The 14,137-nt window shown below is 68.3% G+C and carries 16 protein-coding genes; 14 read left to right on the top strand and 2 right to left on the bottom strand.

All coding sequences use genetic code 11. The annotated features are described in order from the left end of the window. Position 1: 1 nt before the first annotated feature. From FKR81_RS06480 to FKR81_RS06445, 8 genes are all read left to right on the top strand, one after another. Positions 2–1,798 carry a sodium/solute symporter gene (locus tag FKR81_RS06480; RefSeq protein WP_146350028.1) on the top strand — a complete coding sequence of 599 codons (1,797 nt, stop codon included), beginning with the start codon at positions 2–4 and terminating at the stop codon, positions 1,796–1,798. Positions 1,799–2,056: 258 nt separating this feature from the next. Then, a complete protein-coding gene (locus FKR81_RS06475; RefSeq protein ID WP_146350027.1) occupies positions 2,057–2,407 on the top strand; it encodes a DUF485 domain-containing protein in 351 nt (116 codons plus the stop codon). Then, positions 2,404–3,993 carry a solute symporter family protein gene (locus FKR81_RS06470; protein ID WP_146350026.1) on the top strand — a complete coding sequence of 530 codons (1,590 nt, stop codon included), beginning with the start codon at positions 2,404–2,406 and terminating at the stop codon, positions 3,991–3,993. Before FKR81_RS06475 ends, FKR81_RS06470 begins: the two co-directional genes overlap by 4 nt. Before the next feature lie 130 nt (positions 3,994–4,123). Next, positions 4,124–4,618 carry a SigE family RNA polymerase sigma factor gene (locus FKR81_RS06465; protein WP_146350025.1) on the top strand — a complete coding sequence of 165 codons (495 nt, stop codon included), beginning with the start codon at positions 4,124–4,126 and terminating at the stop codon, positions 4,616–4,618. Beyond that, positions 4,615–5,505 carry a hypothetical protein gene (locus FKR81_RS06460; RefSeq protein ID WP_146350024.1) on the top strand — a complete coding sequence of 297 codons (891 nt, stop codon included), beginning with the start codon at positions 4,615–4,617 and terminating at the stop codon, positions 5,503–5,505. The genes FKR81_RS06465 and FKR81_RS06460 overlap by 4 nt, the downstream gene beginning before the upstream one ends. Before the next feature lie 46 nt (positions 5,506–5,551). Then, positions 5,552–5,890, top strand: a complete 339-nt coding sequence (locus FKR81_RS06455) for a rhodanese-like domain-containing protein (protein ID WP_146350023.1) — start codon at positions 5,552–5,554, stop codon at positions 5,888–5,890. Then, positions 5,890–6,792 (top strand): DUF4328 domain-containing protein, encoded by a 903-nt coding sequence (locus FKR81_RS06450; protein ID WP_146350022.1) that lies wholly within the window; start codon positions 5,890–5,892, stop codon positions 6,790–6,792. The genes FKR81_RS06455 and FKR81_RS06450 overlap by 1 nt, the downstream gene beginning before the upstream one ends. Positions 6,793–6,862: 70 nt before the next feature. After that, the gene (locus FKR81_RS06445) at positions 6,863–7,864 is read left to right on the top strand and encodes a glycerophosphodiester phosphodiesterase (protein WP_146350021.1); all 1,002 of its coding nucleotides are present in this window, start codon (positions 6,863–6,865) and stop codon (positions 7,862–7,864) included. Here the strand turns inward: FKR81_RS06445 and FKR81_RS06440 are convergent. After that, positions 7,842–8,978, bottom strand: coding sequence for a cytochrome P450 (locus tag FKR81_RS06440; RefSeq protein WP_146350376.1), 1,137 nt, complete (start codon positions 8,976–8,978; stop codon positions 7,842–7,844). The genes FKR81_RS06445 and FKR81_RS06440 overlap by 23 nt on opposite strands. A gap of 122 nt (positions 8,979–9,100) precedes the next feature. On the opposite strand from FKR81_RS06440, the gene FKR81_RS06435 reads away from it, so the two are divergent. The 6 genes from FKR81_RS06435 (at position 9,101) to FKR81_RS43355 (ending at position 13,307) form a co-directional block, all read left to right on the top strand. Next, a complete protein-coding gene (locus FKR81_RS06435; RefSeq protein ID WP_328593127.1) occupies positions 9,101–9,859 on the top strand; it encodes a glycerophosphodiester phosphodiesterase in 759 nt (252 codons plus the stop codon). Positions 9,860–9,877: 18 nt separating this feature from the next. Further along, entirely contained in the window at positions 9,878–10,813 is a 936-nt protein-coding gene (locus FKR81_RS06430) for a DUF5926 family protein (RefSeq protein WP_146350019.1), read from the top strand. Positions 10,814–10,850: 37 nt separating this feature from the next. Then, complete coding sequence (locus tag FKR81_RS06425) at positions 10,851–11,204, top strand: DUF952 domain-containing protein (protein WP_146350018.1); 354 nt, start codon at positions 10,851–10,853, stop codon at positions 11,202–11,204. Between the two features lie 84 nt (positions 11,205–11,288). Further along, positions 11,289–11,807, top strand: coding sequence for a SigE family RNA polymerase sigma factor (locus tag FKR81_RS06420; RefSeq protein ID WP_268891541.1), 519 nt, complete (start codon positions 11,289–11,291; stop codon positions 11,805–11,807). Between the two features lie 2 nt (positions 11,808–11,809). Then, positions 11,810–12,556 (top strand): hypothetical protein, encoded by a 747-nt coding sequence (locus tag FKR81_RS06415; RefSeq protein ID WP_146350017.1) that lies wholly within the window; start codon positions 11,810–11,812, stop codon positions 12,554–12,556. Between the two features lie 151 nt (positions 12,557–12,707). Beyond that, positions 12,708–13,307, top strand: a complete 600-nt coding sequence (locus FKR81_RS43355) for a hypothetical protein (protein WP_186762808.1) — start codon at positions 12,708–12,710, stop codon at positions 13,305–13,307. A gap of 221 nt (positions 13,308–13,528) precedes the next feature. Here FKR81_RS43355 and FKR81_RS06405 read toward each other — a convergent pair whose 3' ends face one another. Beyond that, positions 13,529–14,089, bottom strand: a complete 561-nt coding sequence (locus FKR81_RS06405) for a ferritin (RefSeq protein WP_146350016.1) — start codon at positions 14,087–14,089, stop codon at positions 13,529–13,531. Positions 14,090–14,137 lie beyond the last annotated feature (48 nt).

The following is a 14,137-nucleotide window of genomic DNA, read 5'->3' as shown; positions in this document are numbered from 1 at the left end:
CGTGAACACCACAATCTGGAGCCTGGCCGGTATCGGCGCCGTGGCGCTGGTGACCTTCCTGCTGGGCTATGTCGGGTCCCGCAAGGCCAACACCACACCGGACTTCCTCGTCGCGCGCCGCTCCGTCCCTGCCACGCGCAACGCGGCCGCGATCTCCGGCGAGTACCTGTCCGCCGCGTCGTTCCTCGGCGTGGCCGGGCTCGTGCTGAAGGACGGCATCGACGCGCTCTGGTACCCGATCGGCTTCACTGCCGGCTACCTCGCCCTGTTGCTCTTCGTGGCCGCCCCGCTGCGCCGTTCCGGTGCCTACACGCTGCCGGACTTCGCGGAGGCCCGGCTCGGCAGCACGAACCTGCGCCACTTCTGCACGTTCTTCGTCGTCTGCATCGGCGTGCTGTACCTGGTGCCGCAGCTGCAGAGCGCCGGACTCACCCTCACCACGATCACCGGCCTGCCCTCGTGGATCGGTGCGCTCGCGGTGACCGTGATCGTCGTGGTCAACGTGCTGGGCGGAGGCATGCGCGCGATCACGCTCGTGCAGGCGTTCCAGTACTGGGGCAAGCTCTTCGCGATCGCGGCACCGACGTTCGTGCTGTTCGTCGTCTTCCTCGCCAGCCCCAGCCAGGGCACGCAGCCGATCGACGACAACGGCGTGATGCGGTTTCCCAAGTCCGAGGTCGTCGAGATCAAGGAGTCGGTCCGGCTCCGCGTCACCGAGCCGATGACGCTGCGCGCCGAGGGCACCGTTGACGGAGCGCCCGCGAACGGCAGCGTCTACTGGCGCGAGGGCCGCTACGAGATCGGCCCGAACACGAAGCTCTCGTTCACCGCGGGCAGCCCGGTCCCCGTCGTCGACGGCGCACCGCCGAACAACGACAGCTGGATGCGCCCCCAGGTCGGCGGCATCTGGAACCTGTTCGAGACGTACTCGCTGATCTTCGCGACGTTCCTCGGCACGATGGGCCTGCCGCACGTGCTGGTCCGCTTCTACACGAACCCGGACGGCAAGGCGGCGCGTCGCACCGCGCTGCACGTGCTCTACCTGCTCGGGCTCTTCTACCTCTTCCCGACGGTGCTGGGCGTGCTGTCCCGGCTCTACCTGCCGAGACTGCTGGTCAACGGCAAGACCGACGCCGCGGTGCTGATGCTGCCCGAAGCGATGGTGCCGAACCTCGGCGGCCAGATCCTCGGCGCGATCATCGCGGCCGGCGCGTTCGCCGCGTTCCTCTCCACGTCGTCCGGGCTGGTGGTGAGCGTCGCGGGCGTGGTGTCGACGGACATCATGCCGGGCAAGGTGCGCGACTTCCGGTGGGCGACGGTGTTCACCGGCATGGTCGCCATCGGCCTGGCGCTGCTGCTGCCGCGCAGCGACGCGTCGCTGACCGTGGCGATGTCGTTCGCGCTCGCCGCGTCCACGTTCTGCCCGCTGCTGGTGCTCGGCATCTGGTGGCGCGGGCTCACCTGGGTGGGCGCCGTGTGCGGAATGATCATCGGCGGCGGTGCCGTCATCACCGCATATGCACTCAGCGTAGTCAGTAGTTACACTGGGCATTGGGCTCCCGGCGTGTTCACTCAACCGGCGTTGATCACGGTGCCGATCGCGTTCCTCACCATGATCGTCGTCAGCAAGGCGACCCGGAGGCGGCGTCCGCAGGACGTCAACCAGATCTTGCTCCGGCTGCACGCACCCGATCCGCTCGGCTTCATCAAGGACCGGGACATCGCCCGGTTCGGAACCGCCGAGGAGAAGGCGCGGCTCGCGGAATCGAAACCGCGCGGATCCACTCGATCGCTCTAAGTAGCAGAGTGTTCAATCGGGTGAAAAGAGGGAACCCGATACGGTGAACGGTGATCTTGATCACGGGCAGTGCAGCTCGTCTCTGCATACTGACCGTTCGTCGCATCACCCGACTGCTTGGCGCATGGGCACGAACGGGGTCTTACGACGGTGACCTGAGTCTCCTTACGGTTCACGCCATAGAACGACCGGGAGCAGGAGGCATTACGTGCCCGTCACGTTGCTGACACCAACGACGAGTATCGCGAGGAGGGGACTGTGAGCACCGCTGAGCACACCCCAACCGACTCGGCCCCAGATGCGCAGAAGTGGGTCGACGTCCAGAACAGTCCTGACTTCGCACAGCTGAAGCACCGGCTGCGGAGCTTCGTATTTCCGGTTTCCGGCCTCTTTCTGGCCTGGTACCTGATCTACGTGCTCCTTGCGGACTACGCGCACGGCTTCATGTCCACGAAAGTTGTTGGCAACATCAATGTGGGCCTGATTCTCGGACTTCTCCAATTCGTGTCGACGTTCGTCATCACGACGCTGTACGTCAGGCACGCCAACAAGAACCTCGACCCCCTCGCTGAGAAGCTTCGGCACGAGCTCGAGGGAGACGCCTCGTGAGCAACAACGCGCTGCTGAACATCAGCATCTTCGGCGTCTTCGTCCTCGTGACGCTGTTCGTCGTCATCAGAGCGAGCCGCAACACCAAGACGGCCGCCGACTACTTGGCGGCCGGTCGTGCTTTCACGGGCCCTCAGAACGGCATCGCGATCGCGGGTGACTACCTGTCCGCGGCGTCCTTCCTCGGCATCGCGGGTGCCATCGCCGTCAACGGCTACGACGGCTTCGTGTACTCCATCGGCTTCCTCGTCGCGTGGCTGGTCGCACTGCTGCTCGTCGCCGAGCTGCTGCGCAACACCGGCAAGTTCACGATGGGCGACGTGCTGAGCTTCCGGATGCGCCAGCGCCCGGTCCGCGCGGCCGCCGCGACGTCGACGATGGCTGTGTCGTTCTTCTACCTGCTCGCGCAGATGGCCGGTGCGGGTGGTCTCGTCGCACTGCTGCTCGGCATCACCGGCAAGGGTGGCCAGGCCATCGTCATCGCCGTCGTCGGCGCACTGATGATCGCCTACGTCCTCATCGGTGGCATGAAGGGCACGACCTGGGTCCAGATCATCAAGGCCGTGCTGCTCATCGTGGGTGCGGGCGTCATGACGCTCTGGGTGCTCGGCAAGTACGGCTTCAACCTCTCCACCCTGCTCGGTGCCGCGGTCGACAACGCGCCGAAGTTCGGTGAGAAGATCCTCGGCCCCGGCCTCCAGTACGGCGCGACCGCGACGTCGAAGCTCGACTTCCTCTCGCTGGGTCTCGCGCTGGTGCTCGGCACGGCCGGTCTGCCGCACATCCTGATGCGCTTCTACACGGTGCCCACCGCGAAGGAAGCCCGTCGTTCGGTCGTGTGGGCCATCTGGCTGATCGGCATCTTCTACCTCTTCACCCTCGTCCTCGGCTACGGCGCCGGTGCGCTCGTGGGCTCGGACAAGATCAGCAAGGCGCCCGGTGGCGTGAACTCGGCGGCTCCGCTGCTCGCCGAGGCGCTCGGTGGTCCGCTGCTGCTCGGCCTGATCGCGGCGGTCGCCTTCGCGACGATCCTCGCGGTGGTCGCCGGACTGACGATCACGGCGTCGGCGTCGTTCGCACACGACATCTACGCCAACATCATCAAGAAGGGCGAGGCCGACGACAAGGAGGCCGAGGTCAAGGTCGCCCGTCGCACGGCGATCGTCATCGGCGCCGTGGCCATCCTCGGCGGAATCGCGGCCAACGGCCAGAACATCGCATTCCTGGTGGCCCTGGCATTCGCGGTCGCCGCGTCGGCCAACCTCCCGACGATCCTCTACTCGCTGTTCTGGAAGCGCTTCAACACTTCCGGCGCGCTGTGGAGCATCTACGGCGGTCTGGTCGTGACGATCGGCCTGATCGTCCTTTCCCCGGCCGTTTCGGGTACGCCGAAGTCGATGTTCCCGAAGTTGGACTTCGACCTGTTCCCGTTGTCCAACCCGGGAATCGTCTCGATTCCGGTCGCGTTCCTGCTCGGTTACCTCGGCACCATCCTCTCCAAGGAGCCGGCCGACCCGATCAAGCAGGCCGAAATGGAGGTCCGCTCTCTCACCGGTGCCGGTGCGGAGAAGGCGACCGTCCACTAGTAGTTCTGCGTTCGACGAAGGCCGCCTCGGGCTCCCACCGAGGCGGCCTTCTCGCGTTCCGGCAACACGTGCAACCTCACCGGACACGACTGCGTAAACAGGGGGAACGCAGATCTGGGGAGGGCACGCAGTGCGACGGGACGAGGAGTTCTCCGAGTTCTTCACGAGTCGCTTCGACGCGGCTCGTCGCGCGGCGTACGCGCTGTGCGGGAACTGGGGAGACGCCGAGGAGATCGCCCAGAACGCGTTCGTGCGGGTGTACGCGCGATGGCCGAAGGTGCGCGTGGAGAGCGCGGACGCCTATCTGCGCACGGTCGTGACCAGGTTGTTCCTCGACACGCGGCGGCGAGGGAGGCGGCGTGACCTGTCGGTCGCCGACCCGCCGGAACGCCCGGTGCCCGCCGACCACTCGGCGGCCGAGGACCGGCCGTCGCTGGTGCGCGCACTGCAGCAGGTGCCGCCGCGGCAGCGCGCCGTGCTGGTGCTGCGTTTCGTGCACGACCTGTCGGTCGAGCAGACGGCGGCCACGCTGAACTGCACGGCGGGGACGGTCAAGAGCCAAACAGCACGTGGCCTGCAGACGCTGCGCGAGGCGTACGGCCCTGCTCTGACGGAGAGTGCATGATGAACGACGACGAACTCCGCAGGGCTCTGCGCGCCGAGCTGGAGGTGCCCGCACCGGCTGCTCGCACCTCGCTCGACGACCTGCTGCGGCGCGGAAGGCGCCGGGTGTTCGCCCAGCGCGCCGTGGCCGTCATGGGTGTGCTCATCGCGGTGGCGGGGATCGGTTTCGGTGGTGTCGCGTTGAGCGCCGCACGCCGCACGTTGCCACCTGCGGACACCGTCAGCACCACGCCGACCACCACGCCGGCCACCGCGGTCCGGGCGGAGGCGAGCTGGCCGAGGATCAGCGAACCGATCCGAACGCCCACCATCACGCTGAACCACCCCGACGTGCCTCCGATCCCGTGCCAGCAGACCGGATCTCCGCTGCTGACCGGCTGGCCGGGCAGCAGCAAGGCGCCGGACGCCGTGCGCGCGTCGTGGGAACGGGCGCTGACCGGGCTCGCGGGCAAGGCGCAGTTCCACGTGACGCAGCCGCGGTCGCCCGGTGAACGCGAGGCCTACAGCTACTGGGCCGACGTCACCGGCTTCGGCAGCATCTGGCTGCGGGCGGGCAGCTTCACCGGTGATCCGCTCGCGCAGGCCGACGACCAGAAGTGGGCGCAGGGAGACTGCGTCCCACCCAGACGGCACGTGCTCGCGGATGGAACGGTCCTGCAGCTGCACGCGCTGAAGGAAGCGATGCCGGTGCCCTCGCTGTCCCAGCGGCTGGTGATCTACGCGCCGAACGGCATGAGCTACGAGATCTCGGTGTCCAACCACAGTGCGGAGTACCTGCTGGGGCCCGAGATCAACGAGACCAACGGGCCCAGTGGTGGACGTCCCGAACTGCCGCTGACCGAGGAGCAGCTCGCCGGCATCGGACTGGCCGTCGCGGAGTCCCGCTGAGCGGGCTCACACCGAGGCAACCGGGGGACGTGGGACCATCTGACGCGTGAGTGTGCCGAGTGTTGAAATCACCGACGTCCCCGCGCAGCTGCCGGAGGGCACCGTGCTCCTGGACGTGCGTGAGCAGGACGAATGGGACGCCGGCCACGCGCCCGGCGCGCTGCACATCCCCATGAGCGAGATCGCGAGCCGTCTCGGTGACCTCCCCGAGGACAGCTCGTTCTACGTCATCTGCCGCGCAGGCGGCCGGTCGGCCCGCGTCACCGAGTACCTGAACCAGAACGGCTGGGACGCGGTGAACGTCGACGGCGGCATGTCCCACTGGGCCGCGCAGGGCCGCCCGCTCGACGGCGGCACCGACGGCGCGGAGCCCGAGGTCATCTGATGCTGCGACCGATGCGCGTCGACTGGGTGGCGTCCCCGCCACCCGGTGCGTACGAGCATCGTTCGCCGTCGGCGAAGCCGCCCGCGTACGTCGGACCGCCCAAGTACCCGGTGCCGCCGCGCTGGGGCTTCCCGCTGCTGGCGTGGCGCTGGCCGACGGCCGTGCCCGGCACGTTCGACTCGCCCGCCGACTCGGTCGACGGCGTGCGCAAGCTCGCCAGAACCGCGTCGAACGCGCTGTGGCTGCTCGGCGCCGTCGCGCTCTGGGCGTTCGGCAGCGAGGTGTGGCGGTACGCGCTGGTGCTGCTCTCGCAGTACGGCGCGCTGTCGTCCGGCGTGGTCGGCACCTCGGACGCGATGGTCGTGTCGTCGTCGGTCGTGATGTTCGTCGGCTCGCTCGTCGCACTCGTGCTGAGCCTGCTGTGGTTGCGGCGCGCCAGGAACGTGGCCGCGCTCGCCGCCGGGTACGCGCCGTCGCGCACCGACCAGCAGGTGATGATCGGGCTGCTGGTGCCCGGCATGAACCTCCTCGTACCCGGCTCGACCCTGGCCGAGCTGGAACACGCGGTGCTGCACCGCGACGTCACCGAGCGGCCGCGGCCGTCCCGGATCCTGCTGGTGTGGTGGGGCACCTGGGTCGCGTCCGCACTGCTGTTCGTGATCACCTTCGGCTGGTCGTTCCGCGACAGCGTGCAGGCCAAGGCGGACGGAGTGCTGCTGCACGCGCTCGCCGATCTCGCGATTGCCGCGGTCGCGGTGATCACCGCTCTGGTGGTTCGCCGCATCACGACGTTGCTGCTGCCCGTCGACTCCGCGTCCGTGCGGCTGATGCGGGTGCTCGAGGTGCGCGACGCCCCCGAGCCGCCGCTGCGCTCCGTCCGGGCGTCCGGTTCGCCGCGCTAGTTCCGCTGTTCAGCGGCAGTTCCCCTGGCAGGGCTTGGACATCCGGCCCATCCGTGCCACGGTCGAGTTCATGCGGGCAGTGACTGGGGCACTCGTGATCGCACTTCTGACACCGGGCGGCGCTTCGGCGCACCGCCACGACTTCGACCTCCAAGCGCACCGCGGCGGCATCGGCCTGACCGTGGAGAGCACGCTCAAAGCGTTCGGCAAAGCACTGGAAGTCGGCGTCACCACGCTGGAGCTGGACATCCAGATCACCAGGGACGGCCGCGAGGTCGTGACGCACGACCGGAAGACCAACCCGGCCAAGTGCCTCGACACCAAGCCGGCGTTCCCCGGCGACCCGGACTTCCCGTACGCGGGCAAGTACGTGAAGGACCTGACGTTCGCCCAGGTCCGCACGCTCGACTGCGGCAGCACGCGGTGGTCGCAGTACCCGGACCAGGAGCTGTCGCCCGGCGCCAAGATGCCGACGCTGCGGGAGGTCTTCGACCTCGTGCGCAAGCGCAGGGCGTGGACCGTCCGGTTCAACATCGAGACCAAGGTCGAGGCCGCCGCACCGCACGAGACCGCGCCGCGCGAGCAGTTCGTGCAGGTCGCCGTGCGCGAGATCCGGCGGTCCGGCTTCCTGCGCAACGTGACGATCCAGTCTTTCGACTGGGGCACGCTGATGCGCGTCCGCGAGGTCGAGCCGCGCATCCCGCTGGTCGCGTTGACCCAGCCCGAGTTCCTGCGGCCCGGCTCACCGTGGACCGGCGGGCTGAACCTCGACGACTTCGGCGGCAACGTCGCGAAAGCCGTGAAGAGCTTCGGCGCCAAGGTGTTGAGCCCCGTCCACGGCAACCCGCAGGGCGGCAAGATCGGTGACCCGGACTACGTGCCGTTCACCACGAAGGCGCTGGTCGACCAGGCGCACCGGGAAGGCGTCAAGGTCGTCCCGTGGACGCAGAACGACCCGGCCACCCTGCACAAGCTGATCGACGACGGGGTGGACGGCATCATCACCGACTACCCGGACCGGCTGCGGAAGGTCATGAAGGAGCGGGGTTTCAAGCTCCCGCGTCGGTACTGAGCGGCAGCTCGTGCAGACCGCGGATGACGAACTCCGCGCGCCTGCGCGGTTCCGCGGCCAGCACCGCGCCGGGCAGCTTGGTCCGCAGCGCCGACAGCGCCGCCTCGACCTCGATGCGCGCCAGCGGTGCGCCGAGGCAGTAGTGGATCCCCGCGCCGAAACCCAGGTGCGGGTTCGGCGACCGGGTGATGTCCAGCTCGTCCGGCGACGCGAACACCAGCGGGTCGCGCGCCGCGGCACCGAGCAGCGCGGCGATCTTCTCGCCGGGACGCACGACGTGCCCGGCGATCTCGACCTCGGCCGTCGCCGTGCGCTCGAACAGCTGCAGCGGCGAGTCGTACCGGATCAGCTCCTCGACGGCGAGCGGCAGGTCGGCGTCGTTCACCAGCAGCTCCCACTGCGAGCGGTGCCGCATCAGCGCGAGCACACCGTTGCCGATCACGTTGACGGTCGCCTCGTGTCCGGCCATCAGCAGCAGCACCGCGGTCGCGACCAGCTCGTCCTCGGTCAGCCGGGCGCCGTCGGTGTCGGTCACCGCCACGAGGTCGGACACCAGGTCGTCGCCGGGGGACACGCGGCGCAACGCGATCAGCTCGCGCAGGTAGGCCACGAACTCGCCCGCCGCCCGTTCGGCGGCGGCACGCAGTTCCGGGGCGAGGCCGAACTCGTACATCTTCACGATGGCGTTCGACCACGGCTGCAGCAGGAAGCGGTCCGACTGCGGCACGCCGAGCAGCTCGGCGATCACCTCGACCGGCAGCGGTCCGGCGACGTGCGCCAGGAGGTCTGCCGAGCCCTGTTCCTTGATCTCCGTGACCAGCTCGTCGACCAGCCGGTCGGCCAGTTCGAAGACCCACGGGCGCAGGCGTTCGACGTGGCCGCGGCCGAACGCGGCGGCGACCAGGCGGCGCAGGCGGCCGTGCGTGGGCGGCTCGTTCTCCAGCAGCGAGTTGCGGTGGAGGAGGTTGAAAGATGTGAACGCCTCGACCGGTGCCGCGTCCGACCAGATGCGGCCGAGCGAGCGGTGCCGGAGCACCGCGGAGCACGCCGCGTGCGACACCGCGACCGCGACGCCGAGGCCGTCGTGGTCGTGCACCTCGCCCTGTGCGCGCATCGCCGCGAACGCCGGGTACGGGTCGGCGATGAATGCGGCATCGCGTTGGTCGAACGTCACGAGCCGGACGTTAAGTGAGAGGAGTGCTCACGTCCATGCAAAGTTGATTGAAGGCTCAAACTGTGACGAAGGAACTACTGTGCACAGTCGTGCAGCCAGCAATCGTCGCCCACCGTGGAGCGTCCGCTCACCGAGCGGAACACACCTTGGCCGCCTACGAGCTCGCCGTCGAACAGGGCGCGGACGGGCTCGAGTGCGACATCCGCCTCTCGAAGGACGGCCACATCGTCTGCGTGCACGACCGCACGCTCACCCGCACGAGCAACGGCAGGGGCACGGTCTCCGCGCTGACACTCGACCAGCTCAAGACCTACGACTACGGCCACCAGGGCGAGCCCGCCGAGCTGCTCGTGCTCGACACGCTGCTGGACCTCGTGAAGGGCACGAAGGTCGAGCTGTTCGTCGAGACCAAGCATCCCGTCCGCTACCGCAACGAGGTCGAGCGGAAGCTGGCGCAGGCGCTGAAGCGTCACGGCCTCCGCGACCAGATCATCATGATGTCGTTCTCGGCGACCGCGGTGAAGGCGTTCCGCGACCAGGCACCGAAGATCAGGACCGTGCTGCTGCTCGACCGGCTGCTCCCGCGCGTCAAGACCGGGAAGCTGCCTCCGTACGCCGACTACACCGGTCCCGGTGTGCACTTGTTGCGCGACGACCCCGGCTACGTCGACCGCAGCCGTCACCACGGCCACGACACGTACGTGTGGACCGTCGACGACCAGCAGGACGTGGAACTGTGCCGCGACCTCGGCGTTCGCTTCCTCGCGACGAACGCCCCGGCGAACACGCGGCGCCTGCTCGGGGATAACTTGAGCGCCTAACCGACGAAGGAGGGCCCGGTGGCCAAGCGGACTGCCGTGAAGAACGCACCCAAGGCTGACGGGATCAACCCCCGCCAACCCTGCCCGTGCGGCTCCGGCAAGCGGTACAAGGCGTGCCACGGCTCCTCCGGCGGCCCGGCGGACGTGATCGTCTCCCGCCCGTTCGAGGGACTGGCCAGCGAGTGCGAGCTGATCGCGCTGCGCGAGTTCGTGCCGTCCGCGACCGTGAAGCTGCCGCTCAAGGACGGTGAGGTCACGCTCGCGACCGTGCTGCCGATGGCCGCCGCCGGCCTCGTCCGCGGTGACGACGTGCCGTTCGTCGGCCTCCAGGTGCAGACCCGGTCCGGCGACGTGAGCCGCGACCTCGCCCGCGCGGTGATGTGGGCGAAGGACGCCAAGTCCGGCGACGTGCTGCCCGTGGTCGGTCCGGACACCGACGAGAACCCCGGCCGCCTGCAGGACCTGCTCGACGCCGACGCGGACATCGTTCCCGAGCTGCACGCCGACTTCACCTGGTGGCTGCCGGAGGAGACCGAGCCGACCGGTGACGTCGCGCTGTCGCTGGAGCGCGCGAACGCCGCGATCCTGCCGACCGAGCGCCTCGACGCGCCGGGCGTGAAGGCCGCCTACTGGGTCGACGCAGGCGACAAGGCGCACCTGCGCTGGGTCCGCCCTGAGCCGGAGGAGCAGCTGCTCAACGGCATGGCCCGGCTGGCCGCCCGCGGTGAGCTGGACCTCGGCGAAGGCTCCCGGTACGCGGGCTCGTTCCGCGCGCACGGCCTGCTCGTGCCGGTGTGGGACCTCGACCGCGAGATGCACGCCCGCGAGTGGGCGTCGCCCGCCGAGGCGCTCGGCAAGCGCCTGCTGGAGGCGATGAGCAGCGACGAGCAGCTCAACGACGCCGAGCGGCGCGCGCGTGAGGGCCTGCGCGGCAGGCAGATCACCATCCGCTGACCTTGTCCACAGGGTTGTCCACAGGGGGTGTGGATAAGTGATCCTGCACATCACCTCCCGCGACGACTGGGCGCACGCCCAGGACGCGGGGGAGATCAGCGCGCCCTCGCTCGCCGAGGTCGGCTTCGTGCACTGCTCGGACATCGGGAGCGTGCACCTGCCCGCCAACGCGATCTTCCGCGGGCGCACCGATCTCCTGCTGCTGGTCGTCGACCCCGCGCGGGTCGACGCACCGGTGAAATGGGAACCGGGCCGGCCGGAGCACCCCTCCGGCGTGTGGTTCCCGCACGTGTACGGCACGATTCCGGTTGAGGCCGTCGTCGCCGTGCACGAGTTCCCGCCGTCCGAGAACGGGGAGTTCCGGGCGCCGGAGGCCGTGACCATTCTGTGACAAAGCTGGCGGCAACCGCCGGCACGGCTCGAGCGTGACCTTCCCGACGACAGAGTGCGGGAAGGGGGCGAAGCCGTGACGGCGGTGCTGCACGCTGAATGGACCGTCGAACGCGGCGGGGAAAGAGCGGAGATCGTGGGGGACTTCGCTGAGTTCGTCCGGATGTCTTTGCCGGGCCTGCTCCGCTACGGCCATGCGCTGACCGGGAATCCGCACGACGCGGCGGATCTCGTGCAGTCGGTGCTGGAGAAGGTCGGCTCGCGCTGGCAGTCCGTGCTGGGCAAGGGCGACGAGCCCCTCGCCTACGTGCGGCGCGCGATGGCGAACACGCACGTGAGCGTGTGGCGCCGCCGGCGCAAGGAGAACCTGGTCTCCGACTTCCCGGAGACCGCGTTCCACGACGTGAACCGGCTGGAGCACGAGCCGCTGTGGCAGGCGTTGCGGGACCTCCCGCCGCGCCAGCGCGCCGTCGTCGTGCTCCGTTTCTACGAAGGGCTGTCCGAGGCGGAGATCGCGGCCGCGCTCGGCGTGTCCAAGGGCACCGTGAAGAGTCAGAACAGCAAGGCCATGGCCACACTGCGGACGAAACTGGGGAGGGACTGACCGTGGATCTCGACGACGAGCTGCGCAGGCTCTTCCACGACGACCGGCTGGACGTGGCGGTCAAGCCCGGCATCGACGAGGAGATCGTCGGCGGGGCGCGCCGCATCCGCAGGCGCCGCAACGCGGTCACCGGTGCCTTCGTGTTCGCCGTGTTCGCCGCGGGAGGTTTCGCGGTGGCGAACATCGGCGGCTCGCAGAGCCTGCCGCCCGCGGAGTCGGGCACGCTGACGACCACGCCGCCCACGTCCTCCTCCGCCTCGGTGCCGCCGCCGGTGATCATCACGCAGACGCACACAGTCACGGTGACCGTGGAAGAGCCGCCCGCCGGGAACGCCCCGAACAGCAACAACGTCCCGGCCGGCTACGGGAAGCTCAAGCTCGGGATGTCGCAGGCCGACGCGCTCGCGTCCGGCGTGCTGGTCCAGCCGTCGAACACCGCGCTCGGCCCGTGCGCCGGGTACCGGTCGGAGAGCGTTCCTGCCGACGAGGCAGCCGTGGTGCTCTCGCCGAGCCACGGCGTCGCGCGGATCAGGCTGCCCGGTTTCGCCAAGACGTCGGCCGCGATCGGGGCGGGTTCGACCGTCGCCGAGCTGAAGGCCAAGTACCCGGCGGCCGTGCCCCAGGGTTCTGGTTTCGCCGTCGACATGCCGGGCGAACCGGCCTGGCGATATGTGTTCTCCGTTGACGGCGCGCAAAAGATCTCAGGCGTTCGCATGGAGCTGAAGAATTCAGACTGCACGTTGAGCTGATCTGATCACAAATACACCCGCTTCCGGGCGGGTGTTTTGTGCTGCCCAAATCGTTCTTGTTTGCCGTGACTTTTTCGTGACGAACTTCTTGGCAACCGCTCAGCTGTGCCAGCGTCTTCCAAGTGTCAAAACAAACTGGGGGAGAAAGAAAATGAAGAACACCGTCAAGGCTCTGATCGTCACCGCCATCGCCGGTATCGCGCTCACCGCGTGCACGTCCGAGCCGGCGAAGAACGTCGCGGCCACCGGCACCGAGACCACGACCACCACGACGTCGGCGACCTCGCCCGCGGCTCCCGTGCAGCCCGCGACGCAGACCGTGGTGGTCACGGAGACGCAGACCAAGGTCGTCGAGACCAAAGCGGTGGTGGACGACTTCGGCTACGGGAAGCTGAAGTTCGGGATCAAGCTCGACGAGGCCACCAAGACCGGGCTGCTGACGAAGAACGAGGCACCGGAAGGCGCGTGCACTCTGCACAAGACCGTCCGAGAAGGCGCGCACATCGACATTTCCAAGCAGTTCGGCCTGGCGACGGTCAACCTGACAGGCGGAATGCAGACCGCCAAGGGAATTGGCATCGGCTCCACTCTCGAGCAGCTGAAGGCGGCTTACCCGAAGGTCGTCACCACGGATTACGGCCCCATGCGGCTCAAGGCGGAGAAGACCGACGTGAACTACTTCTTCTGGGTGCAGAACGGCAAGGTGACCGGGGCCCAGCTCCGCTTGATCACTCAGGACTGCGTCAGCTGACGCTGAACAACGAAAACAGCTCGACGCGGCGAAGAAGTCGGGACTGTTCGCGCTCGAGCCGGTGACTCAAGCCCAGGCGCCCGGCTGCGTCAGCGGCACGATCGGTCTGAACCTCCGCGGTCAGAACTGCCACAACTGACCGTGCGCATGGAAATGCCCGCCGCACACTGGGGGTGCGGCGGGCATTTCTGTTTTCTAGGCACTCAACGTGCGGAAGAAACTCAGAGAGAGCCACCGGCGGCGCGCGGAGCGCCTGTGTCGGCACCATCGTCGCCAACGGACTCGCGAACGAGGAAGTTCTCCACGTAGAACATGTTGCCGTCGGCGCGCTCCATGACGGTCAGCAGCGTGCTCATCGACGACACCTCCTCCACCTGCTCCTTGAGGAACCACTGGAGGAACTGCTCACCGATGTAGTCACCCTCGTCGCGGGCGGTCTTCGCCAGCGCGATGATCTGGTCGGTGACCTCCTTCTCCTGGGTCAGCGCCAGTTCGACGAGCTCACGCGGCTCCTTGAACTCGTTGCGCACCGCCGGGATGCCGGGGATGGTCACCGAGAGGTCGCTGTCCATCAGGTACTGCACGATCATCATCGCGTGGTTGCGCTCTTCGAGCGCCTGCTTGTAGAAGTGCGACGCCAGGCGCGGGAGGTCCTGGTTGTCGAACCACACGGCGAGCGAGATGTACTGCTGCGACGCGGTGAACTCGTTGCCCACCTGCGCCTGCAGCAGCTCGTGGAACTTCGTCTTCTTGGGCGAAATCTTCTTCACGTTCGAGGCCATGGGTGTACGGTAACCCAAATTCTCAAACAATGCATTTCAGGTAAGGCT

It is taken from the genome of Lentzea tibetensis (genome assembly GCF_007845675.1).
Classification (GTDB): domain Bacteria; phylum Actinomycetota; class Actinomycetes; order Mycobacteriales; family Pseudonocardiaceae; genus Lentzea; species Lentzea tibetensis.
The sequence above is the reverse complement of the archived record's forward strand: the minus strand, read 5'-3'. Positions and strand labels throughout refer to the sequence as shown.